This is a genomic window from Micromonospora sp. TSRI0369 (assembly GCF_001905625.1).
Lineage (GTDB): Bacteria > Actinomycetota > Actinomycetes > Mycobacteriales > Micromonosporaceae > Micromonospora > Micromonospora echinospora_A.
Genome location: NZ_LIVU01000002.1, coordinates 262,171 through 282,578, shown reverse-complemented (window position 1 = coordinate 282,578; position 20,408 = coordinate 262,171). Strand labels below are relative to the sequence as shown.

18 protein-coding genes are annotated in these 20,408 nt (G+C 72.7%); 13 read left to right on the top strand and 5 right to left on the bottom strand.

What is annotated here, in order from left to right; all coding sequences use genetic code 11:
* Positions 1–13 precede the first annotated feature (13 nt).
* Both AMK25_RS06610 and AMK25_RS06605 read right to left on the bottom strand, forming a co-directional pair.
* On the bottom strand, positions 14–697 hold the full coding sequence (locus tag AMK25_RS06610; protein WP_073827246.1) for an ABC transporter ATP-binding protein: 684 nt from the start codon (positions 695–697) through the stop codon (positions 14–16).
* On the bottom strand, positions 694–1,785 hold the full coding sequence (locus AMK25_RS06605; protein WP_073827245.1) for an ABC transporter permease: 1,092 nt from the start codon (positions 1,783–1,785) through the stop codon (positions 694–696). Before AMK25_RS06605 ends, AMK25_RS06610 begins: the two co-directional genes overlap by 4 nt.
* Positions 1,786–1,957: 172 nt before the next feature.
* Between AMK25_RS06605 and AMK25_RS06600 the strand changes: the two genes are divergently transcribed.
* The 3 genes from AMK25_RS06600 (at position 1,958) to AMK25_RS06590 (ending at position 5,066) form a co-directional block, all read left to right on the top strand.
* A complete protein-coding gene (locus AMK25_RS06600; RefSeq protein WP_073827244.1) occupies positions 1,958–3,178 on the top strand; it encodes a sensor histidine kinase in 1,221 nt (406 codons plus the stop codon).
* Positions 3,175–3,813 (top strand): response regulator, encoded by a 639-nt coding sequence (locus AMK25_RS06595; RefSeq protein WP_073827243.1) that lies wholly within the window; start codon positions 3,175–3,177, stop codon positions 3,811–3,813. Before AMK25_RS06600 ends, AMK25_RS06595 begins: the two co-directional genes overlap by 4 nt.
* Before the next feature lie 149 nt (positions 3,814–3,962).
* Positions 3,963–5,066 (top strand): FUSC family protein, encoded by a 1,104-nt coding sequence (locus AMK25_RS06590; RefSeq protein WP_073827242.1) that lies wholly within the window; start codon positions 3,963–3,965, stop codon positions 5,064–5,066.
* Between the two features lie 20 nt (positions 5,067–5,086).
* Here the strand turns inward: AMK25_RS06590 and AMK25_RS06585 are convergent, their stop codons facing one another.
* Positions 5,087–6,160: an XdhC family protein gene (locus AMK25_RS06585; RefSeq protein WP_073827241.1), complete on the bottom strand. Its 1,074-nt coding sequence runs from the start codon at positions 6,158–6,160 to the stop codon at positions 5,087–5,089.
* Between the two features lie 116 nt (positions 6,161–6,276).
* Here AMK25_RS06585 and AMK25_RS06580 point away from each other — a divergent pair, with 116 nt between their 5' ends.
* From AMK25_RS06580 to AMK25_RS06545, 8 genes are read left to right on the top strand one after another with little or no spacing between them, the layout of a single operon-like run.
* Entirely contained in the window at positions 6,277–7,149 is an 873-nt protein-coding gene (locus AMK25_RS06580; protein WP_073827240.1) for an FAD binding domain-containing protein, read from the top strand.
* A gap of 2 nt (positions 7,150–7,151) precedes the next feature.
* The gene (locus AMK25_RS06575) at positions 7,152–7,700 is read left to right on the top strand and encodes a (2Fe-2S)-binding protein (protein WP_073827239.1); all 549 of its coding nucleotides are present in this window, start codon (positions 7,152–7,154) and stop codon (positions 7,698–7,700) included.
* Positions 7,697–10,087: an aerobic carbon-monoxide dehydrogenase large subunit gene (locus AMK25_RS06570; protein WP_073827238.1), complete on the top strand. Its 2,391-nt coding sequence runs from the start codon at positions 7,697–7,699 to the stop codon at positions 10,085–10,087. The genes AMK25_RS06575 and AMK25_RS06570 overlap by 4 nt, the downstream gene beginning before the upstream one ends.
* Positions 10,088–10,098: 11 nt before the next feature.
* Positions 10,099–10,965, top strand: coding sequence for an XdhC family protein (locus tag AMK25_RS06565; RefSeq protein WP_073827237.1), 867 nt, complete (start codon positions 10,099–10,101; stop codon positions 10,963–10,965).
* Between the two features lie 8 nt (positions 10,966–10,973).
* A complete protein-coding gene (locus AMK25_RS06560; protein ID WP_241826263.1) occupies positions 10,974–11,546 on the top strand; it encodes a nucleotidyltransferase family protein in 573 nt (190 codons plus the stop codon).
* On the top strand, positions 11,543–12,412 hold the full coding sequence (locus tag AMK25_RS06555; RefSeq protein ID WP_073827235.1) for an AAA family ATPase: 870 nt from the start codon (positions 11,543–11,545) through the stop codon (positions 12,410–12,412). Before AMK25_RS06560 ends, AMK25_RS06555 begins: the two co-directional genes overlap by 4 nt.
* Positions 12,409–13,221, top strand: a complete 813-nt coding sequence (locus AMK25_RS06550; protein ID WP_073827234.1) for an SRPBCC family protein — start codon at positions 12,409–12,411, stop codon at positions 13,219–13,221. Before AMK25_RS06555 ends, AMK25_RS06550 begins: the two co-directional genes overlap by 4 nt.
* A complete protein-coding gene (locus AMK25_RS06545; protein ID WP_073827233.1) occupies positions 13,218–14,453 on the top strand; it encodes a vWA domain-containing protein in 1,236 nt (411 codons plus the stop codon). The genes AMK25_RS06550 and AMK25_RS06545 overlap by 4 nt, the downstream gene beginning before the upstream one ends.
* On the opposite strand, the gene AMK25_RS06540 is transcribed toward AMK25_RS06545, so the two are convergent.
* Positions 14,378–15,334, bottom strand: coding sequence for a LysR family transcriptional regulator (locus AMK25_RS06540; protein ID WP_073827232.1), 957 nt, complete (start codon positions 15,332–15,334; stop codon positions 14,378–14,380). The genes AMK25_RS06545 and AMK25_RS06540 overlap by 76 nt on opposite strands.
* Positions 15,335–15,800: 466 nt before the next feature.
* Here AMK25_RS06540 and AMK25_RS06535 point away from each other — a divergent pair, with 466 nt between their 5' ends.
* Positions 15,801–16,862, top strand: a complete 1,062-nt coding sequence (locus AMK25_RS06535) for an SMP-30/gluconolactonase/LRE family protein (RefSeq protein ID WP_073827231.1) — start codon at positions 15,801–15,803, stop codon at positions 16,860–16,862.
* 27 nt (positions 16,863–16,889) lie between these two features.
* Positions 16,890–18,629 (top strand): PQQ-dependent sugar dehydrogenase, encoded by a 1,740-nt coding sequence (locus AMK25_RS06530; RefSeq protein ID WP_083664655.1) that lies wholly within the window; start codon positions 16,890–16,892, stop codon positions 18,627–18,629.
* Positions 18,630–19,107: 478 nt separating this feature from the next.
* Here AMK25_RS06530 and AMK25_RS06520 read toward each other — a convergent pair whose 3' ends face one another.
* Positions 19,108–20,331 (bottom strand): MFS transporter, encoded by a 1,224-nt coding sequence (locus AMK25_RS06520; RefSeq protein ID WP_073827229.1) that lies wholly within the window; start codon positions 20,329–20,331, stop codon positions 19,108–19,110.
* Between the last annotated feature and the right edge of the window lie 77 nt (positions 20,332–20,408).

Sequence of the window (20,408 nt, the reverse complement as noted above, 5' to 3'; positions counted from 1 at the left end):
CATCGGCCGTACCTCAGCGGGCTGGTGCCGGAAGGTGGAGGCGACCGTCGTGGACTTCGGCGATCTGGTCGACGGCGGTGAGGTGCGTGCGGTCGTGGGTGACCAGGACGGTGGCGGTGGTCTGCTGGTGGGTGAGGCGGGTGATCAGCTCGATGACGGCGGCGCCGCGTTCGTGGTCGAGCGCGCTGGTGGGTTCGTCGACGAGCAGGACTGTGGGGTCGTTCATCAGCGCGCGGGCGATGTTGACGCGCTGGCGCTGGCCCCCGGAGAGCTGGTGCGGCCGGCGGTCGGCCTGACCGGCGAGGCCGACCGCGTCGAGGAGTTCCACGGCGCGGGTACGGGCTCCGGCCGGTGGGCGGCCGTCGATCTGGGCCATCACCTGGAGCTGCTCGGCGGCGGTGAGGGAGGGCAGCAGGTTGGGCTGCTGGAAGACGATGCCGATCTTGTGGCGGCGCAGGTCGGCGAGTTCGCTCCGGTTCATTCCGGTGGTGGGGGTGCCGTCGATGGTGACGGTGCCGGAGTCGGGGGTGATGAGGGTCGCGGCGACCGCGAGGAGGCTGGACTTGCCGGAGCCGGAGGGACCGATCACGGCGGTCAGGCTGCCCTTGGGTACGTCCAGGGTGACGCGGTCGAGGGCGGTCAGGCGGCCCTCGCCGTCGGGGTAGGTGAGGGTGATGTCGGTCAGGTTCAGGCTCATCGGGCGCTCCCCAGGGCGGTCAGCGGGTCGACGGAGGTGATGCGGCGGATGGCCAGAGCGGCGCCGAGGGCGCCGAGGACGACGATCACGGCCGCGGGAAGGAGGACGGTCACCGGGGTGAGGAGGAACGGCACCGTGGACCCGGCGACGAGGGCGCCGAGCGCGGCGGCGATGCCGGTGCCGAGCAGGGTGCCGCCGGTGAGCAGGACGACGGCCTGTCCGAGGGCGTCCTTGAGGAGGTTGGCGGTGGGGGCGCCGAGTGCCTTGAGCACTGCGACGTCGCCGCTGCGCTGGATGGTCCAGACGGTGAAGAAGGCCCCGATGACGAGGGCGGAGATGGCGAACAGGAAGCCGCGCATCAGCTGCAGGGAGCCGTTCTCGGAGGCGTAGGAGCCGATCGCGGACAGCGAGTCGGCCACGGAGACCGTCCTGGTGCCCGCCTGCCGGTCGGTGGCTCCCAGGTCGGCGTCCGAGGTGGTGGTCAGGGCGACGACGGTGGCCGTCTGGCTGCCGTCACCGGTGCCGGTGGGAGGCGCGCTCTTCTGCCACACGTCCAGGCTGATCCACACCACGGGGGTGTGGCCGAAGGAGGCGTCGCCGCGTACGGCCGCCACCGTTAGTCGCTGCCCGGCCAGGGTGACGGAGTCGCCGGCCTGCACACCGAGGTCGTCGGCGGCCTTGGTGGACAGCACTGCCGAACGGTCGTCGATCCGGCCGCTGTCGGGGGCCAGGTGGGAGCCGGGCCGGACGCCGAAGGCGGAGACCCCGACGCTCCGGTTTCCGGCAGTGGCCCTGGTCGTGGTGATGCCCAGCGGTTCGGCGCCGGTGACCCCGGGGGCCTCGGCCCACTGCTGCCACTGCTTCTCGGTGACAGTGGAGTTGGAGTAGGACACGTCCTGGCCGTCGCCGGGCGCCTGGAAGGCGATCTTGTCGACGGGCAGGTCGGTGATGGCGGAGATGTTCTGCCGGCCCAGTCCGGCCGTCAACCCGGACAGCAGCCCGACCAGCAGGGTGATCAGCACGATGACGGTCCCCATCAGGGCGAAGCGTCCCTTGGCGAACTTCAGATCTCTCCAGGCGACAGACACGGCAGCGGCCTGTCCTTTCGGGCGGTGGAAGCGGTACGACTCCACCATCGCGCCCGGCGCCCGTGTCCGCGTCTGGCGTAGGCAGGCACTTCGCGGGCCGAAAGGCGGCGCCCGGGTTCTAACTTTCGATAGAGGCCCCCGGGCCGCCGGCGTCGGTAACGTGGGACGCACTGTGAGCACCGCTGCCCCTGCCCTGACCCCGACCACCCGAGCCCTGGCCTGGTGCCTGCACCTGCTGATCGTCGGCCTGCTCGTCCTGGCCGCGGGCCGGGCGGTGGCCGACGACCGGCCCCACGCCGGATCGATCGTGGCCGTGGCGGTGGCGTGCGGTCTGGCGTACGCCGTCGGACCGCTCCTCCCCCGCATCCGGCGCTCGCGGCGGGCCGCCGCGTGGTGGCTGGCCGCTGTCGGCGCCGTGTGGCTGGTGTTGCTGGGCCTGTCCCCCGACGCGATCTGGGTGGCGTTCCCGCTGTACTTCCTCCAGCTCCACCTGCTGCCGCGCCGCGCCGGCCTGGCCGCCGTGATCGTCACCGCCGTGGCGGCCGTCGCCGGTTTCGGCGCCCACACCGGCTCCTTCACCCCGGCCACGGTGATCGGTCCCGCGCTCGGCGCCGCCGTCGCCGTCGGGGTGGTGTGGGGATACCAGGCCCTGTACCGGGAGAGCGAACAGCGCAGGCAGCTGATCGAGGAACTCACCGCCACCCGCGCCGACCTGGCCCGGGCCGAGCACACCGCTGGCGTACTCGCCGAGCGCGCGCGTCTGGCCCGCGAGATCCACGACACCCTCGCCCAGGGCCTGTCGAGCATCCAGCTGCTGCTGCGCGCCGCCGAGCGCGCCCTGCCCGGCCGGCCCGGTGCCGCCTCCGGTCACGTCGACGCGGCCCGTCAGGTCGCCGTGGACAACCTCGCCGAGGCCCGCCGCTTCGTCGCCGCGCTCACCCCGCCCACCCTGGAAGGCACCACCCTGGCCGGGGCCCTGGAACGCCTGTGCACCACCACCAGCGGCCGCCACCGCCTCGCCACCCGCTTCCACCTCGTCGGCGACCCCGTGTCGCTGCCGACCGCCCACGAGGTGGCGCTCCTGCGTATCGCCCAGTCCACAGTCGCGAACACGGTCCGCCACGCCCAGGCCGCCACCGCCGAGATCACCCTCAGCCATCTCGGCGACCGCATCGCCCTTCACGTCGTCGACGACGGGAGCGGCTTCGACCCGGAACACCTGCCCGCCCCCGGCGTCGACGGCGGCGGCTTCGGCCTGGCGGCCATGCGCGCCCGCATGGCCGCCCTCGGCGGCACCCTGGCCGTCGCGTCCGCGCCCGGCCGGGGCACCGCCGTGACCGCTGAGCTTCCCCTCACCCCGCCCACCAGCACCGAGCCCGAGGCCCGGCCGTGACCGACGACGTCCCCATCCGCCTCCTCCTGGCCGACGACCACCCGGTCGTACGGGCCGGACTGCGCGCCGTGCTGGAAACCGAACCCGGCCTGGTCGTCGTGGCCGAAGCCGCCACCGCCGAGGAGGCCGTCACCCGCGCCGCCGCGGGCGACATCGACGTCGTGCTGATGGACCTGCAGTTCGGCAAGGGCATGGGCGGCGCCGAAGCCACCGCCCGGATCACCGCCGGCCCGGAGGCGCCGCGCGTGCTGATCGTCACCACCTACGACTCCGACGCCGACACCCTGCCCGCCATCGAGGCCGGCGCCACCGGCTACCTCCTCAAGGACACCCCACCCGAGGACCTGGCCGCCGCCGTCCGCACCGCCGCCGCCGGACGCACCACGCTGGCGCCCACCGTCGCGAACCGGCTGATGAACCGCCTGCGTACGCCGGGCACCACCCTGACCCGGCGCGAGACCGAGGTCATCGCCCTGGTCGCCGACGGTCTGTCGAACCACAGCATCGGCGCCCGCCTGCACCTGACCGAGGGCACCGTCAAGTCCCACCTGGCCCGCATCTACGCCAAGCTCGGCGTCGAGTCGCGTACCGCCGCCGTCGCCACCGCCACCGAACTCGGCCTCATCCGCCGCTGACCCCGGCAGGTGCGGGTCGTCACGGGGCGTCGGCCACGCCGGCTGCCGGCGTCAGCGATTGAGCAGGTCACAGCCGGGGTAGTGGGCCTCCTCGCGGAAGATCAATCGGCGGCCGGGTCCCGGCCTGTCCGGCGAGAGGGGTACGTCCGGTGCGGAGCTGGGTACGCGACGCCGTCGCGCGGTTGCGCGGCGACGGGATGACAGTGGTCGAGCTGACCGCCGCCGCTGTGGTCGCGTGGATCGTGGCGGCGGTGGTGATCCGTCACCCGGACCCGTTCTTCGCGCCGACCGCCGCGCTCGTCGTGCTCGGCGAGTCCCGCGGGCGACGGCTGCGGCAGACCGTCGAGATCCTGCTCGCCGTGGCAGCCGCCGTGCTCGTCGCGGAGCTGCTGGTGTACGCGCTGGGCCCGGGCACCGAGACGGTCCTGCTGGTGCTGCTGCTGACCACCACGACGCTCGTGGTGATCGGGGCCCGCCGTGCCCTGGTCGTGCAGGCCACCGTCTCGGCCATGTACCTGGTCGTGGTCTCCGCGCCGAACGGGACGCTGATGCCGTTCCGCTTCGTCGACGCGCTCATCGGCGGCGCCGTGGCGCTTGCCGCCAGCCAGCTGATGGCCGCCCGTGACCCGCTGGCACCACTGGTGGCCCAGGCCCGGCGTAGCTACACCGACCTGGCCGACCTGCTCGACCAGGTCAACGCGGCGCTGCGCGGCTGCGACGAGGACGCCGCCCGCGCCGCGCTGGACCGGGCGCGACAGGTGGACGACTGTGTGGCCGAGATGCAGGCCGCGGTGCTCGCCACCGGCGAGACGCTGCGGCTGGGGCTGCGCCGCCGGCACCTGGGCAAGCTCGTCGAGGTGGAGGCCACGCTGCGGCAGCTCGACTACGCCGCCCGCAACATCCGCGTGCTGGCCCGGGCCGGCGTGACCCTGACCCGCCGGCACACCGCCACGCCGCCGGAGCTGGCCGCCGCGATCGGCGCGCTGACTTCCGCCGTACGGTCGGCTGGTGAGGCCATGGCCCACGACCTCACCGGCGCCGACGCCGACCGGCACGCGCAGCGGGCCGACGCGGCGGCGCTGGAGGCGGTCCGGATCGCCGCGGGCCTGCTGCGGACCGATCCGCCGCTGCCGGTCACCATGATCGTCGGCCAGATCCGGGCGACCGCGATCGACCTGCTGCGCGGGGTCGGCCACGACGACGTGACGGTGCTGGACCGGGTGGACGAGGCGCTCGGCCTGACCCGGGGGTGACGAGCATGCCGCTGACTCGGTCAGCGGTGGTGGATCGGGGTGTCCAGTTCCGTCAGCCGGCGGCCGGACCCTCCCGCGGCCAGGGCGACGAACTCGGCGGCGATCGCTACGGCGGTCTCCTCCGGCGTCCGCGCCCCCAGGTCGAGTCCGATCGGCGAGGAGAGCCGGGCGAGGGCGGCCTCGTCCACTCCGGCCTCGCGCAGGCGGCGCAGCCGGTCGGCGTGGGTACGGCGGCTGCCCATCGCGCCGATGTAGCGGGCCCGGGTGCGCAGGGCGACCTGGAGCAGCGGGACGTCGAACTTCGGGTCGTGGGTGAGGACGCAGAGCACCGTCCGCTCGTCGACGGCCGTCGACTCCAGGTATTTGTGCGGCCACTGGACGACGAGGTCGTCGGCATCGGGGAAGCGCTTGCGGGTGGCGAACACCGGACGGGCGTCGCACACCGTGACGTGATAGCCGAGGAACCGGCCGATCCGGGCCACCGCGACGGCGAAGTCGATCGCGCCGAACACGATCATCCGGGGAGGCGGCAGGTACGACTGGACGAAGACGGACACCTCGTCGTGCCGCTGCTGCCCGCGCGTACCGAGTTGGATGGTTCCGGTGGTGCCGAGGGCGAGCATGCCCTCGGCCTGCTGCGCCACCGCGCGGTCCAGGTCGGCGTCGCCGAGGGTGCCGGCCACCCGGTCGGGCCAGACCACCATCTGGGCCGTCCCGGCGGACGCCGTCGCCACCGGCGCACCCGCGCGGATCGCGGCGAGCACCGCGTCGGGTTCGGTCAGCACGACGTCCGGCTGGACCAGGACCTCGATGGTGCCGCCGCAGGTCAGGCCCACCTCGAAGGCGTCGTCGTCGCCGACACCGTAGGTCTCGGTGCGTGCCTGGCCGGTGCGTATGGCCTCCCGGCAGAGCTCGTACACTGCGCCCTCGACGCACCCGCCCGAGATGCTGCCGACGACCTCACCGTCGGCGCCTACCGCCATGGCCGCGCCCGGCGGTCTGGGCGCCGACTTCCAGGTACGGACGACCGTCGCTACGGCGAACCGGACGCCGGCGGCACGCCACGCGGTCAAGCCGTCGACGATGTCTCGCATTGCCGCACGATCCGTGAGCAGCAGCGGCGCCGTCAACGCCGACCTAAGGACTTGCTTAGGTCGGCGTTGACTTCCGCGGGCACCGGCACCACATTGACGACTTCCGGAGGTGCGATATGCAGGTGCCGGCGCCGTTCGAGTACGAACGAGCCACCAGTGTGGACCATGCCATCAGCCTGATGGAGCGGCTGGGCAGCACGTCGCGGCTGATCGCCGGCGGGCACAGCCTGCTGCCGATGATGAAGCTGCGGCTGGCCAGTTTTGACTATCTCATCGACATCAACGATCTGCACGACGAGCTGGGCTACATCGAGGCGGGCCCGGACGAGCTGCGCATCGGGGCGCTGACCCGGCATCGGGAGCTGCTGGAGTCCGCCACTCTGACGGCGGCTTTCCCGATCTTCGCCGACGCCGAACGGGTGATCGCCGATCCGATCGTGCGCAACCGGGGCACACTGGGCGGCTCCCTGTGCCAGGCGGACCCGTCGGAGGATCTCTCCGCGGTCTGCACCGCCCTGGACGCGAGCTGCGTGATCCGCGGGCCGGGCGGCGCCGAGCGGGTGGTGTCCATGGAGGAGTTCCACGTCGGGCCGTACGAGACGGCCGTCGGCGACGGGGAGATCCTGGTCGAGGTGCGGCTGCCGGTGCGGCCCGGCTGCGGCAGCGCCTACGAGAAGGTCGAGCGCCGGGCCGGCGACTGGGCGGTGGTGTCGGCTGGCGCCGCGGTCTGGCTCGACGGCGGCGTGATCTCCGACGCCCGGGTCGGGTTGGCCGCGGTGGGCCCGAACACCACTGGCATCCCGGAGATCTCGGCGGCGCTGCGTGGGCAGGAGCCCAGCGAGAGCCTCTTCGAGCAGGCCGGTGCGATCGCCGCCCGTAGCTGTGATCCGGCCACCGACCAGCGGGGCAGCGCGGACTACAAGCGGCACCTTGCCGACGAGCTGACCAGACGGACCCTGCGCCGGGCCGTGGAACGGGCGAGGAGCTGAGCATGCAGGTCACCATGACCGTCAACGACGTCGAGGTCACCAGGGAGATCGAGGGTCGCCTGCTGCTGGTGCACTTCCTGCGTGACGTGCTGGGCCTGACCGGCACGCACTCGGGCTGCGACACCAGCAACTGCGGCACCTGCGTGGTCTGGCTCGACGGCGAACCGGTGAAGTCGTGCACCGTGTTGGCCGCGATGGCCGGCGGCCACGAGGTGCGTACCGTCGAGGGCCTGGCGAAGGGCGCGGAGCTCGACCCGGTCCAGCAGGGCTTCATGCAGTGCCACGGCCTGCAGTGCGGCTTCTGCACGCCCGGGATGATGATGACTGCTCGCGCGCTGCTGAACCGCAACCCGGACCCGAGCGAGGAGGAGATCCGCGAGGCGATCTCCGGTCAGATCTGCCGCTGTACGGGCTACGCCACCATCGTGCGCTCGGTGCGCTGGGCCGCCGTGCACGAGGCGAACGCGGCCGCTGCGGTCACCGAGACCACCGAATCACCCGAAGCCGGCGAGATCGACAACGCCGGCCAGCCCGCCGGGAGCGTCGCATGACGACCGTGCACGAGCGCGTGGACACCTTCCACGACAACGACCAGAAGCCGGTGGGATACGGCCGCATGCTGCGGAAGGAGGACCCGCGGTTCGTGCGCGGCCGGGGCCGGTTCGTCGACGACGTCCGGCTGCCCGGCATGCTGCACCTGGCCATCCTCCGCTCGCCGGTGGCGCACGCGCGGATCCTGAGCATCGACACCAGCGCCGCCGAAGCCTCTCCCGGCGTCAAGGCTGTCGTGACCGGGGCGATGCTGGCCGAGCAGGGCCTGGCCTGGATGCCGACGCTCTCCAACGACGTGCAGGCCGTGCTCGCCACCGACAAGGTGCGCTTCCAGGGTCAGGAGGTGGCGTTCGTCGTCGCCGAGGACGGGTACGCGGCGCGGGACGCACTGGAGCTGATCGACGTCGAGTACGACGTCCTCGATCCGGTCGTCGACGCCCGCCGCGCGCTGGAGCCGGACGCCCCGGTGATCCGCGACGACCTGGAGGGCAAGACCGACAACCATTGCTTCGACTGGGAGACCGGCGACGAGGCGGCCACCGCCGCGGTGTTCGCCCGGGCCGACGTCGTGGTCAGCCAGGACCTGGTCTATCCGCGGGTGCACCCGGCGCCGATGGAGACGTGCGGGGCGGTCGCCGACTTCGACCCGGTCGACGGCAAGCTGCGCCTCTGGTCCACCACCCAGGCGCCGCACGCGCACCGCACCCTCTACGCCCTGGTGGCGGGCATCCCCGAGCACAAGATCCAGGTGATCTCGCCGGACATCGGCGGCGGCTTCGGCAACAAGGTGCCGATCTATCCGGGGTACGTCTGCGCGATCGTCGCCTCGATCGTCACCGGGAAGCCGGTGAAGTGGATGGAGGACCGCTCCGAGAACCTGATCAGCACCGGCTTCGCCCGCGACTACATCATGCGTGGTGAGATCGCGGCGACCCGCGACGGCCGGATCCTGGCCATCCGCACCAACGTCCTCGCCGACCACGGCGCCTTCAACGGCACCGCCGCCCCGGTGAAGTACCCGGCCGGATTCTTCGGCGTCTTCACCGGCAGCTACGACATCGAGGCCGCGTACTGCAAGATGACGGCGGTCTTCACCAACAAGGCGCCCGGCGGCGTGGCGTACGCCTGTTCGTTCCGCATCACCGAGGCCGTCTACCTCGTCGAGCGGATCGTCGACTGCCTCGCCGACGAGCTGGGCATGGACCCGGCCGAGCTGCGGCTGAAGAACTTCATCCGGCCGGAGCAGTTCCCGTACACCACGAAGACCGGCTGGGTGTACGACTCCGGCGACTACGAGCCGACCATGCGGCTGGCGATGGAGATGGCCGGCTACGCCGACCTGCGGCGCGAGCAGCAGGAGAAGCGGGCCCGGGGCGAGCTGATGGGCATCGGCATCGCGTTCTTCACCGAGGCCGTGGGCGCCGGTCCGCGCAAGAACATGGACATCCTCGGCCTGGGCATGGCCGACGGCTGCGAGTTGCGCGTGCACCCGACCGGCAAGGCCGTGGTGCGGCTCAGCGTGCAGTCCCAGGGCCAGGGGCACGAGACGACGTTCGCGCAGATCATCGCCGAGGAGATCGGCATCCCGCCGGACGACATCGACGTGGTGCACGGCGACACCGACAACACGCCGTTCGGTCTCGGCACGTACGGCAGCCGGTCCACCCCCGTCTCCGGCGCCGCGGCGGCCCTGGTCGCCCGCAAGGTCCGCGACAAGGCCCGGATCATCGCCTCCGGCATGCTGGAGGTCTCGGTCGCCGACCTGGAGTGGGACAAGGGTTCCTTCCGGGTCAAGGGCGACCCGGGCAAGAGCGTGACGATCCAGGACATCGCGATGCGCGCGCACGGCGCCGGCGACCTGCCCGAGGGCGTCGAGGGCGGGTTGGAGGCGCAGATCTGCTACAACCCGTCGAACCTGACGTATCCGCACGGGGCGTACATCTGCGTGGTGGACATCGACCCCGGCACCGCGCAGGTCAAGGTGCGGCGGTTCATCGCCGTCGACGACTGCGGCACCCGGATCAACCCGATGATCATCGAGGGGCAGGTGCACGGCGGGCTGGCCGACGGGGTCGGCATGGCCCTCATGGAGATGATCGCGTTCGACGAGGACGGCAACTGCCTCGGCGCGTCGCTCATGGACTACCTGATCCCCACCGCGCTGGAGGTGCCCGACTGGGAGACCGGCTTCACCGTCACCCCGTCCCCGCACCACCCGATCGGCGCGAAGGGTGTGGGCGAGTCGGCCACCGTCGGCTCCCCGCCCGCGATCGTCAACGCGATCGTCGACGCCCTCGAGCCCTTCGGCGTACGGCATGCCGACATGCCGTTGACGCCGTCGCGCGTCTGGGACGCGATGCGCGGCAACGCCCGCCCGCCGATCTAGGGGAGGTGGCCATGACGACGATCGCCCGCCGTACGCAGGATCTGACCGCCTCGCGCGCGCCGTTCGTGCACGCCACTGTGGTGCGGGCGCAGGACCCGACGTCGGCCCGGCCCGGCGACGACGCGGTGATCCTGCCGGACGGCACCATCGAGGGTTTCGTCGGCGGGGTGTGCGCCGAGAACTCGGTGCGGGCGGCCGCCCTGGACGCCCTCCGCGACGGCAGCGCGCTGCTGCTGCGCGTCCTGCCGGACGGCGCGCCCGCCTTCCCCGACACGCCGGGGGCACGGGTCGTGGTCAACCCGTGCCACTCGGGCGGGGCGTTGGAGATCTTCCTGCGCCCGGTGCTACCAGTACCCGTGCTGGGTCTGGTGGGCGACACACCGATCAGCGCGGCGGTGGCCACCCTGGCGGCCTTCCTCGACTTCGAGGTGGCCACGTCCGGTGACTACGCCGGCGCGACCGCCGTCGTGGTGGCCGGCCTGGGCAAGGGCGAACAGGACGCCATCCGCGCCGCACTGGACGCGGGAGTGGGGCACATCGCGCTGGTCGCCAGCCGAAAGCGCGGGGCGGCGGTGCTCGACGAACTGGCGCTGTCCGACGCGGAGCGCGCCCGGGTCCGGACCCCGGCCGGGCTGGAGATCGGGGCGCGCTCACCGCAGGAGATCGCGCTGTCGATCATGGCCGAGGTGGTACGGGCGCTGCGGGTGGACGGCCTCGCCTCCTCCCCCGCACGACCCGCGGCGCTCCCCCAGCAAGCAGTCGACCCGGTGTGCGGGATGACAGTCCTGGTCGGACCGGACACCCCGCACGTGCGGATCGACGGCACCGACCACTGGTTCTGCTGCCCCGGCTGCCTCGACCGGCACGTGGCGGCGTAGCCGTGTTCGTGACCGGCTTGGTGCTGGCCGCCGGGGCCTCCGTGCGCCTCGGCGAGGCCAAGCAGCTGCTGCCGTACCGCGGGCGGACGCTGCTCGACGCCACCCTCGACCTGGCCCGTTCGTGCGCCTTCGACCAGTTGCTGGTGACCCTCGGCGGCGCCGCCGACCTGGTCCGCGAACGGGTGGACCTGGCCGGGGTCCAGGTCGTCGAGAACGCCGAGTTCAGCACCGGTTGCGGCTCGTCGGTCCGCGCCGCGACGCAGGCGGTGGACCCGCGCGCCGACGGGCTCGTGCTCCTGCTCGGCGACCAGCCAGGCGTACGGGCCGCCGACGTACGCCGGGTCGCGGCGGCGACCACCCCGCTCGCGGTGTGCCGGTACGCCGACGGTCTGGGGCACCCGTTCTGGTTCGCCCGCGACGTCCTGCCGGAGCTGCGTGTCCTGCGCGGCGACAAGGCGGTGTGGAAGCTGCTGCACTCCGGCCGGTACCCGGTCACGGAGATACCTGTGGACGGGCCGGTGCCGATCGACGTGGACACCCGCGCGGACTACCGGCGGCTGCTCTCGGGCGAGGCGCGGTGAAGGACCCCCTGGCCGTCCGGCGCCGGCTCGATGCCGTCGACTACCTGGCCGACGACGGCATGGCGATGGCCGTCTTCCTCGCGCTGGAGCTGGGCAAGCCGCTGCTGCTGGAGGGCGAGCCCGGCGTCGGCAAGACGGCGGCGGCGAAGGCGCTGGCGCGGGCGCTGGACACGACGCTGATCCGGCTGCAGTGCTACGAGGGCCTGACCCCCGGCGAGGCGCTGTACGAATGGAACTACCAGCGGCAACTGCTCGCCATCCGGCTGGCCGAGGCCCGGGGCGCGTCGCTCACCGACGCCGACCTGTTCGCCGCGGAGTTCCTGCAGGAACGGCCGATCCTGCGGGCGGTACGCCACCCGGGCCCGATCCCGCCGGTGCTGCTGATCGACGAGATCGACCGGGCCGACGACGAGTTCGAGGCGCTGCTGTTCGAGTTCCTCGGCGAGTCCGGGATCACCATTCCCGAGCTGGGCACGTTCACCGCGACCACGCCGCCGGTCGTGGTGCTCACCTCCAACCGCAGCCGCGACCTGCACGACGCGCTGCGCCGCCGCTGCCTGTACCACTGGATCGAGTTCCCGGAGCCGGGCCGCGCCACGGAGATCGTCCGACGGGCCGTGCCGGGCGCGGCCGAGCGGCTGATCCGCACGGCGACCGCCTTCGTCGGCGACGTACGCGCCCTCGGCCTGGACAAGGCGCCCGGCATGGCCGAGGCCATCGACTGGGTCGCCGCGCTGTCCGTGCTCGGCGTCGCCGACCTCGCCGCCGACGACGTCGTCCGGACCATCGGCACCATCGCCAAGACCCCCGACGACCGCGCCGCCGTCGCCGCCGCGCTCGCCGCACACCAGGAGAGGCCGGCATGAAGATCACCAACGAGTTCACCGTCGACATTCCGATCGCGCAGGCGTGGGCGGTCCTGACGGACCTGGAGGGCATCGCGCCGTGCCTGCCGGGCGCCCAGCTGACCGGCGTCGACGGCGACGTCCACCAGGGCACGGTGAAGGTCAAGGTCGGGCCGGTCGTCTCCGAGTTCGCCGGCACCGCACGCTTCGTCGAGAAGGACGAGGAGCGGTACCGGGGGGTGAGCGAGGCGAAAGGCCGCGACCGGCGGTCGGCGGCGAACGCGTCCGCCCTGGTCACCGCCCAGCTACGGCCGGACGATCAGCGCACGGTCGTCAGCGTGGACACCGATCTGAAGATCTCGGGGCGGCTGGCCCAGTTCGGCAGCGGCATGATCAAGGAGGTGTCCGGCAAGCTGCTCGCCCAGTTCGTCGCCAACCTGGAGACGAAGCTGGCGGCCGAGAGGACCGGCGACAGCACGGCCGGCGACCCGCACACGGCCACCGCGCCGGACACATCCGAGCCCGCATCGGCCGTCGCCGCCACGTCCGCCGCGACCACGTCCGACGCCTCCACTGCCATGCCCCGTACCCTCGCGGCCGACGCGGACGCCGCCTCGCCCGCCGCATCCCGGTCCGCCACCCCGGCCGGGACCACCGCGGCCGCGCCGGCGTCCACCGGTCGACCGGCGACCGACGGCCCCGCCGAGCCGGCGACGTTGGACCTGCTCGACATCGCCGGTGGCGCCGTCGTCAAGCGCCTCGTGCCGGTGCTCGTCGGGATCGTCGTCGTAGTCGGCGCGGTGATCGCCTGGCGGGTCGCCCGCCGGTGAGCGACGGTCTGCTGCGCGGCGTCGACCGCGCGGCGTTCGCGACCGCGTTCGCCGGACGGCTGCGGCGGGCCGGCGTGCACGCCGGGCTCACCGAGGCCGGTGACTTCGCCCGGGCGCTCGCCGTGTGGACGCCCGGGGAGACGACGACGCTTTACTGGGCCGCCCGGATCAGCTTCGTGCGGCGGCACGCCGACCTCGCCGCCTTCGACCGCGTCTTCGCCGCTGTCTTCGTCGACGCGCCGCCGCTGCCGCTCACCCGGTCCGCGGCCCCGCCGGGGACCCGGGACGACGTACACCTGCCGGTGCCCTCCGACACCGACGCCACCGGCGACGGTGGCGGACTGCCGTGGGCGACGCTGCCGGCGCCCGTCGCCGAGGCGGAGCCCTCCGACACCGGGGTGCGGCTGCCCGAGCGACGCCCCAGCGCCCTCGCCGGGCTCGCCGACCGGCCGTTCGAGGACCTCGACGCCGCCCAGGTGGAACTGCTCGGCGACACCCTGCGCGAGGTCGTCGCCCGCTGGCCGACCCGGCGCACCAGGCGGCACGCCGTGGGCCCGGCCGGGCGGCGGGTCGCGCTGCGCCCGACGATCGCCCGGGCCCGTCGCACCGCCTGGGAGCCCGTCGAGGTCGTCCGCGAGCGACAGGTACGCCGACCGCGCCGGATCGTGCTGCTGTGCGACCTCAGTGAGTCGATGCGGGCTCAGGCCCACGCGTACCTGCACCTGCTGCGGGCCTTCGCGGTGGTCACCGACGCGGAGGTGTTCGCCTTCGCCACGACGCTCACCCGGCTCACCGTCGCGCTGCGGCACACCTCGGCGTCCGCGGCGATCGCGCACGCCAGCGCCGCCGTGACCGACCGGTTCGGGGGTACGCGCATCGCGACGAACCTGCGGGCGCTGCTCGCGTCCCCGCACGGCGACGCGGTTCGCGGGGCGGTGGTGCTGATCGGCTCGGACGGCTGGGACAGCGACCCGCCGGACGAACTCGCCGCCGTGATGGCACGGCTGAGCCGCCGCGCCCACCGCATCGTCTGGCTGAACCCGCGGGCCGGTGCCCCCGGCTTCGCTCCCCTGGTGGCAGGCATGGCCGCGGCCCTGCCCTACTGTGACCGGCTGCTGCCGGCCGCGACGTTCCGGGACCTGCTGGACGCCGCCGCTCAGCTCCAGAGCGTCACGTGCACCGAGGGCCGGAAACGGTTCACCGCGACGCCCACGCCGCGCATCATCGCCTGAATCGCCCGGGGCGTCGACGCGAAGCGGCACAGCTCCGCCGCCACGGACGGCGTGCCGGGAGTGACGAGCACCAGCGAATGCCACACCGCCTCGGCCGTGGCGTGCGGCCCGGACAACGCCACGAGCTGGCCGCCGCGCAGGTCCGGCGCGACGGTGAACGACAGCGCCGGGGCGATCCCCCGGCCACGCTGCGCCTCACCCAGCGCCGCCGCGTGGCTCTGGAAGATCTGCTGCCGCTCCTCGGGCACTCCGAGCCGGCGCAGCATCGCCGGGACCGCGCCCAGGGTGTTGGTGGCCGACGGCCCGAGCAGCCAGGTCTGGTCGCGCAATTGCCCCGGTGACGCCGCCACACCGGCCAGCGGATGATCCGGGCCGACGACAGTCACGAGCCGGTAGTTCATCATCGGCCGGCCGGAGATCGCCGGATCAGCCACCGTCGGTAACGGCCCCATCGCGACGTCCGCGGCCCGGGTCAGCAGCAGCGACTCGAAGGAGCCGGGGTCGCAGACGCTCAGCTCGACGTCGAGGTCGGCGGCGCGTCTGGCGAACAGCTCGATCAGTCTCGGCGCGGCGAACTCGGCGAACTCGCTGGACGCGGCGACCCGCAGCAGCCGGCGGCCGTGTGCCGCCGAACTGACCTCCAGAACCGTACGGTCCTGCAGGCCCAGCATTTCGGCCGCACGGCTGGCGAGCCGCAGCCCGCCGGGGGTGAAGGCCAGCCCCGCCGCCGTCCGGGTGAACAACTGATCTCCGAACTCCCGCCGTAGCTGGCCGATGAGCAGCGAGACCGCCGACTCGGAGACCTCCAGCTGCGCGGCGGCCTGCTTGACGGACCCCAGCCGGACGACAGCGACGTAAGCCCGTAGCTGCGTCGGAGTCATCGTCGACCCGCCCTTCTGCGGCGCCGTGGACTGCTGCGGGCAGCCCGCGGTGTACCCCGATCATTCCCCGCCGATCGCACCGCCGCCAGGGACAGCGCACCTCGGAGCGATCCGACCGGTACGCGGGGTGAGGGCCCGTCCTGCGCCATGACGCCCTCGTGCCCGGTCCACGCGCGTCCGCTTCTCGGCATGAGCGCACACGGCCGGTCGTGAACACGAACCGCAGGCGCCGAACCCGGTCAGGCCGGCGTCGTTCCACTTCTGGAGCGGCGCCACCGTGACGTACCGGGTGACCAGGTCTGGGCATGCGCCGAAGGTGATCGTGGGGAACTGATGCGAGGCGCCGCTTCCTCGCCTAAGCTGCGTCATATATACATTGATGATGATCAATAGAAGGTGTCGGCGGTCGGGGCCGGTCCAGGCAACCGTGGTGCCTCGCATTTACCGACACCGATTGGAGTACCCGATGACCTGGCGTCCAACCATCGCCGCACTCACCGGCCTGTGCCTGGCGCTCACCACCGCACCAGGCCCCGCCGGTGCCGCACCCCCGGTATTTCGGGACGCCGCTCATGTGAACGTTCACACCAACCTGCTCGCCGGCCCACCCGGCGCGCCCCCCGGGGTCTGCCCGGGCGGCACCGGGTACGGCCCGCCCCTGCCAGCCGGCTCCGTGTCCGCGACGAAGATCCAGAGCGGGTTCTCGTTCCTCGAAGGACCGGTCTGGATCGCCGACGGCGGCTACCTGCTGATGTCCGACATGGCCGCGGGCACCGGGCCGAACAACGTGCAGCCCTCCACGATCCGCCGGTTCACCCCGCCGGCGACCTTCGACACCTTCATCGCCAACGCAGGCAGCAACGGCCTGGCACTCAGCCCCGACGGCCAGCAGATCATCGCCGCCACCCACGACCAGCGGAACGTCTCCGCATACCGGCTGAGCGACCAGACCCGCAGCACCGTCGCCGCCGACCACCAGGGCCGGGCGTTCAACTCACCGAACGACGTCACGGTCCGTTCCGACGGCGTCGTCTACTTCACCGATCCCAACTTCCAGCGCGGCAACCGACCCGACCAGATGAGCGGACGTACCAGCGTCTTCCGCGTCTCCGGCGGCCAGGTGTCGCTGGTGGACGACCGGCTGCGGCAACCCAACGGCATCGCGCTCTCCCCGGACGGCGGCACGCTCTACGTGGGCGCCTACTCCGAGAACAAGATCTACAAGTACGTCGTCCAGCCCGACGGCAGCACCGGCGCCCGCAGCGTCTTCGTGAACCATCTCGGCGGCCCCGACGGGGTCACCATCGACTGCGCGGGCAACGTGTACTGGGCCTCCGGCTCGGACGGGCTGATCCACGTCTACTCGCCCGCCGGCGCGCAGCTCGGCACGATCCGCTCCGGCGGCGCCGGCACCACCAACGTGGCGTTCGGCGGACCCGACCGGCAGACCCTCTACATCACCTCCGGCCGAACGAACGACTCGGGCCTGTACAGCGTGCGGCTCAACGTCCCCGGCTACCCGTACTGACCAAGAACCCCGGGAAGGAAAGCACCCGTGCGGATCAATCCCCACCAGCTCCGACACCGCGTCCCGCTCGCCCTGCTGGTCTGCGCCGGCACCATCGTGACCGGCGTACCCGCAAACGCCGCGCCGGCCGCACCGGCGACCGGCAGCCGGCAGCCGGCCCGGCTCGCCGCCGACACCAGCCCGCCCACCCGGCCGACCGGCCTGCGCAGCAGCCGGCTGACCTGCCAGTCCGTCACGCTCTCCTGGTACGCCTCCCGGGACAACGTCGGCGTCGCCTTCTACGACATCTACCACGACGGCCAGCTCGTCACCTCGGTCCCGGGACAGACGCGGACCGCCACGCTCAGCGTCGTGCAGGGTGTCACCTGGGGCTGGTACGTCAACGCCCGCGACGCCGCCGGCAACGTCTCGCAGGCCAGCTCCACGCTCTCGGTCACCCCGCCGTTCTGCCAGCAGGACACGTCTCCGCCCAGCACGCCGGCCAACCTGGCCGCGACGGTCAACGGCACGGCCGTGACCCTCACCTGGTCGGCCTCCACCGACAACGTCGCGGTCACCGGCTACACCATCCTGCGCAACGGTACGGCGGTCGGCTCCACCACCGGCACCGCCGGCAACCCGCCGGCGACCACGTTCACCGACACCGGGCTGACGCCCGACACCGACTACCGGTACACCGTGACCGCCCGGGACGCCCAGGGCAACGTCTCGGGCGCGAGCGCCGCGGTCACCGCGCACACCGGCTCGGGCTGCACGAGCCCGGTCTGCGGGGCCACGGCGATCACCACCGAGAAGGACCTGCCCTGGGGCCTGGTGCAACTGCCCGACGGCACGGTCCTCTACGGCCGGCGCGACCTGTTCGACATCGTCGCCATGAACCCGGACGGCACCGACAAACGCAGCATCGGCACCGTGCCGAACGTCGCCGGCACCAACGGCGAGGGCGGCGTGCTCGGGCTGGCCGTCTCGGCCACCTTCACCACCGACCGCTGGCTGTACATCTACCACACGACCACGACCGACAACCGGATCGTGCGCATCCGCTACGACGGCACGCTGCAAACAGACACCAGGCAGGTGCTCGTCACCGGAATCCCGCGCAACAAGTACCACAACGGCGGCCGGCTGCGCTTCGGCCCCGACGGCAAGCTCTACGCCGCCGCCGGTGACGGACAGAACCCGGACGTGGCCCAGGACACCAACAACCTGGGCGGCAAGGTGCTGCGTCTCAACCCCGACGGCACCGTCCCGGCGGACAACCCCTTCGGCAACCACGTGTGGAGCTACGGCCACCGCAACCCGCAGGGACTCGCCTTCGACTCCCAGGGCCGGCTCTTCGAGCAGGAGTTCGGCAACAACGTCATGGACGAGACCAACATCATCGTCAAGGGCGGCAACTACGGCTGGCCCGCCTGCGAGGGCACCTCCGGCGACTGCGCCAACCCGAACTTCAGAGCCCCGATCCGGACGTACCCGGTGGCCGAGGCCTCGTGCAGCGGCATCGCGATCGTCCGGGACGCGCTCTACATCGCCTGCCTGCGCGGCAACCGGATGTACCGTGCGGAGATCAGCGGCGACACGCTCACCAACGTCCAGCAGTACTTCGTCGGGACGTACTTCCGGCTGCGCACCGTCGAACCGACCCTCGACGGCAACCTGTGGCTGACCACGAGCACCGGCGGGGACAAGGACAGCACCCCGAACAACAGCAACGAGAAGATCCTCAAGGTGACCCTCGGTGGGGCGGCGTCCGGCCCCACGAGCTGAGGGCGAGCCGGGAATCCGGCACCGCCAGCCCTCGGAGGGTGCCCGCGTCGCGCGGGCACCCTCCGAGGGGTCTGTCAAACGAACGGTGCAACTGACCCGCACCGTTCCAGGCAACTCACGGGTGCCAGGATCGAGGATCTCGCTCCTCGACCAGGCCCACACCGGCACGCCTACCGCGGCCCCCAGGACAGTGGCTCCTCCAGCAACGCATCACGGCCGCGCGAGCCCTGTTGGAGGAGACCGAGCTGCCTGTCCGGCAACTCGAGAGCGGGCGACCCTCTCGCCCGTCGTCCGGCCCGGCACCGCGGTTCCGCGGGCCCTGGCGTCTCGAACCGCCTCGCGGTGGCCACCTGGGCCTCCGCCTCGAGGTGTACGCCGTCCAGCGTCCGCCTCGGCGACCGCCAGGGGCGATGGCCCCCGTGCGGCTTCTTCGGGGCCACCGATGAGGCGGCCGACGTTGAACTGCACGTCGGGGTCTTCAAGCGGTCGGGTGCGAGAGCGGCACGGCAACCACTGGTCCGATCGCGACGCTGAGCAGGTAGGCGAGGTTGAACAGGCCCAGTGCTTCGGCCCGGTGGGAGGCGGATACGACGCCGGCCGCGTGCAGGGCGAGTACGCCTTGGCCGGTCGCGGCGGCCAAGGAGCCGAGCGTCATCGCCGCAAGCAGCAGCGGTACGGCGGTGGTGACCGCCGCCAGCAGCAGCGCGGCAGCGCCGGTGACGAGCAACGTGGCGGCCGCGACGCGGCGTGACACTCGCACGGATGCCGCGACCAGGAACCCGGAGCAGATGCCGCCGATCAGGTACGGCGCCAGCAGCACGATCCCGCTCAGGGTGCCCGCCCATCCCGCGTGCTGTCGCAGCAGGTCCGGTGCGGCGTAGAGCAGGGCGAAGTTCCCCACTCCCAGCGTGAAGGCCAGCGCGCACGCCGCGAGGAACCGGCCGTTCCGTGCCACCGCAGCAGGCAGGAAGCCGTCCGGACGGACCTTGGTCCAGGCCACCAGCAGAGGCAGCAGCACGACGGTGGCCGGGCCGGCGACCAGCGGTCGGTGCGGAATGAGGACGGCTGCGGTGACCAGCATGGCCAGGATGGTCATCCCGAAGAAATCGAACGGCGCCGGCACCGCGTCCGGTGCGGTGGTGCCGCGGCGAGCCGCGGGCACGGCGAGCACCGCCAGCAGCGGTAACGCCAGCGCCGCCTGCCACGAGGAGAGGTCGGCAATCAGTGCGCCGGTCAGCGGACCGGTGGCCCCGACGACCGCCAGCGACGCGGCGACCACGCCCATCTGCCGGGCCGAGTCGGCCAGTTTCATCGCGGTCACGGTGAGGCCGGCAGACCCCAGTCCCTGCACCGCCGCACCGGCCACCATCGCCGACACGCTCGGGATCAGCACGAGGATGAGCGTCCCCGCGGCCACCAGCGCGGACGCGGCGGTCAGGACCGCTTGTACGCCGCGACGGGCGAGCAGCGCCGCCAACAGCGGCGTCCCCAACGCGATCCCCCAGCCGAAGGCGACCACCCCGGCGGCTGCGGCCTGTTCCCCGCTACCCGTTGCGCGCGCCAGGTCGTCGAGGAGCAGTGCCGGTGCGGCAATCCCGAACGACAGCGGACCGGCCAGCAGGGCGAGCCAGGGTGTGGCCACCCGCCCTGGTGCGAGCTGCCTGTGGCGGTGACCGGCTCGGCGCCGCTGTAGCTGATCCATGTCGTTCCTCCGGTGTCGGCTCGGTTCAGCCTGCCCGGGGCTCCTTACCACCGGCTGATGGCCGGCTGACGTACGCG

Excerpts from the sequence above, each read along its gene's own strand:
- AMK25_RS06540 (WP_073827232.1), bottom strand. The coding sequence starts at position 15,334 with ATGACTCCGACGCAGCTACGGGCTTACGTCGCTGTCGTCCGGCTGGGG.
- AMK25_RS06585 (WP_073827241.1), bottom strand. The coding sequence starts at position 6,160 with ATGCGAGACATCGTCGACGGCTTGACCGCGTGGCGTGCCGCCGGCGTC.
- AMK25_RS06565 (WP_073827237.1), top strand. The coding sequence starts at position 10,099 with ATGACGACGATCGCCCGCCGTACGCAGGATCTGACCGCCTCGCGCGCG.
- AMK25_RS06570 (WP_073827238.1), top strand. The coding sequence starts at position 7,697 with ATGACGACCGTGCACGAGCGCGTGGACACCTTCCACGACAACGACCAG.
- AMK25_RS06520 (WP_073827229.1), bottom strand. The coding sequence starts at position 20,331 with ATGGATCAGCTACAGCGGCGCCGAGCCGGTCACCGCCACAGGCAGCTC.
- AMK25_RS06610 (WP_073827246.1), bottom strand. The coding sequence starts at position 697 with ATGAGCCTGAACCTGACCGACATCACCCTCACCTACCCCGACGGCGAG.
- AMK25_RS06580 (WP_073827240.1), top strand. The coding sequence starts at position 6,277 with ATGCAGGTGCCGGCGCCGTTCGAGTACGAACGAGCCACCAGTGTGGAC.
- AMK25_RS06535 (WP_073827231.1), top strand. The coding sequence starts at position 15,801 with ATGACCTGGCGTCCAACCATCGCCGCACTCACCGGCCTGTGCCTGGCG.
- AMK25_RS06575 (WP_073827239.1), top strand. The coding sequence starts at position 7,152 with ATGCAGGTCACCATGACCGTCAACGACGTCGAGGTCACCAGGGAGATC.
- AMK25_RS06550 (WP_073827234.1), top strand. The coding sequence starts at position 12,409 with ATGAAGATCACCAACGAGTTCACCGTCGACATTCCGATCGCGCAGGCG.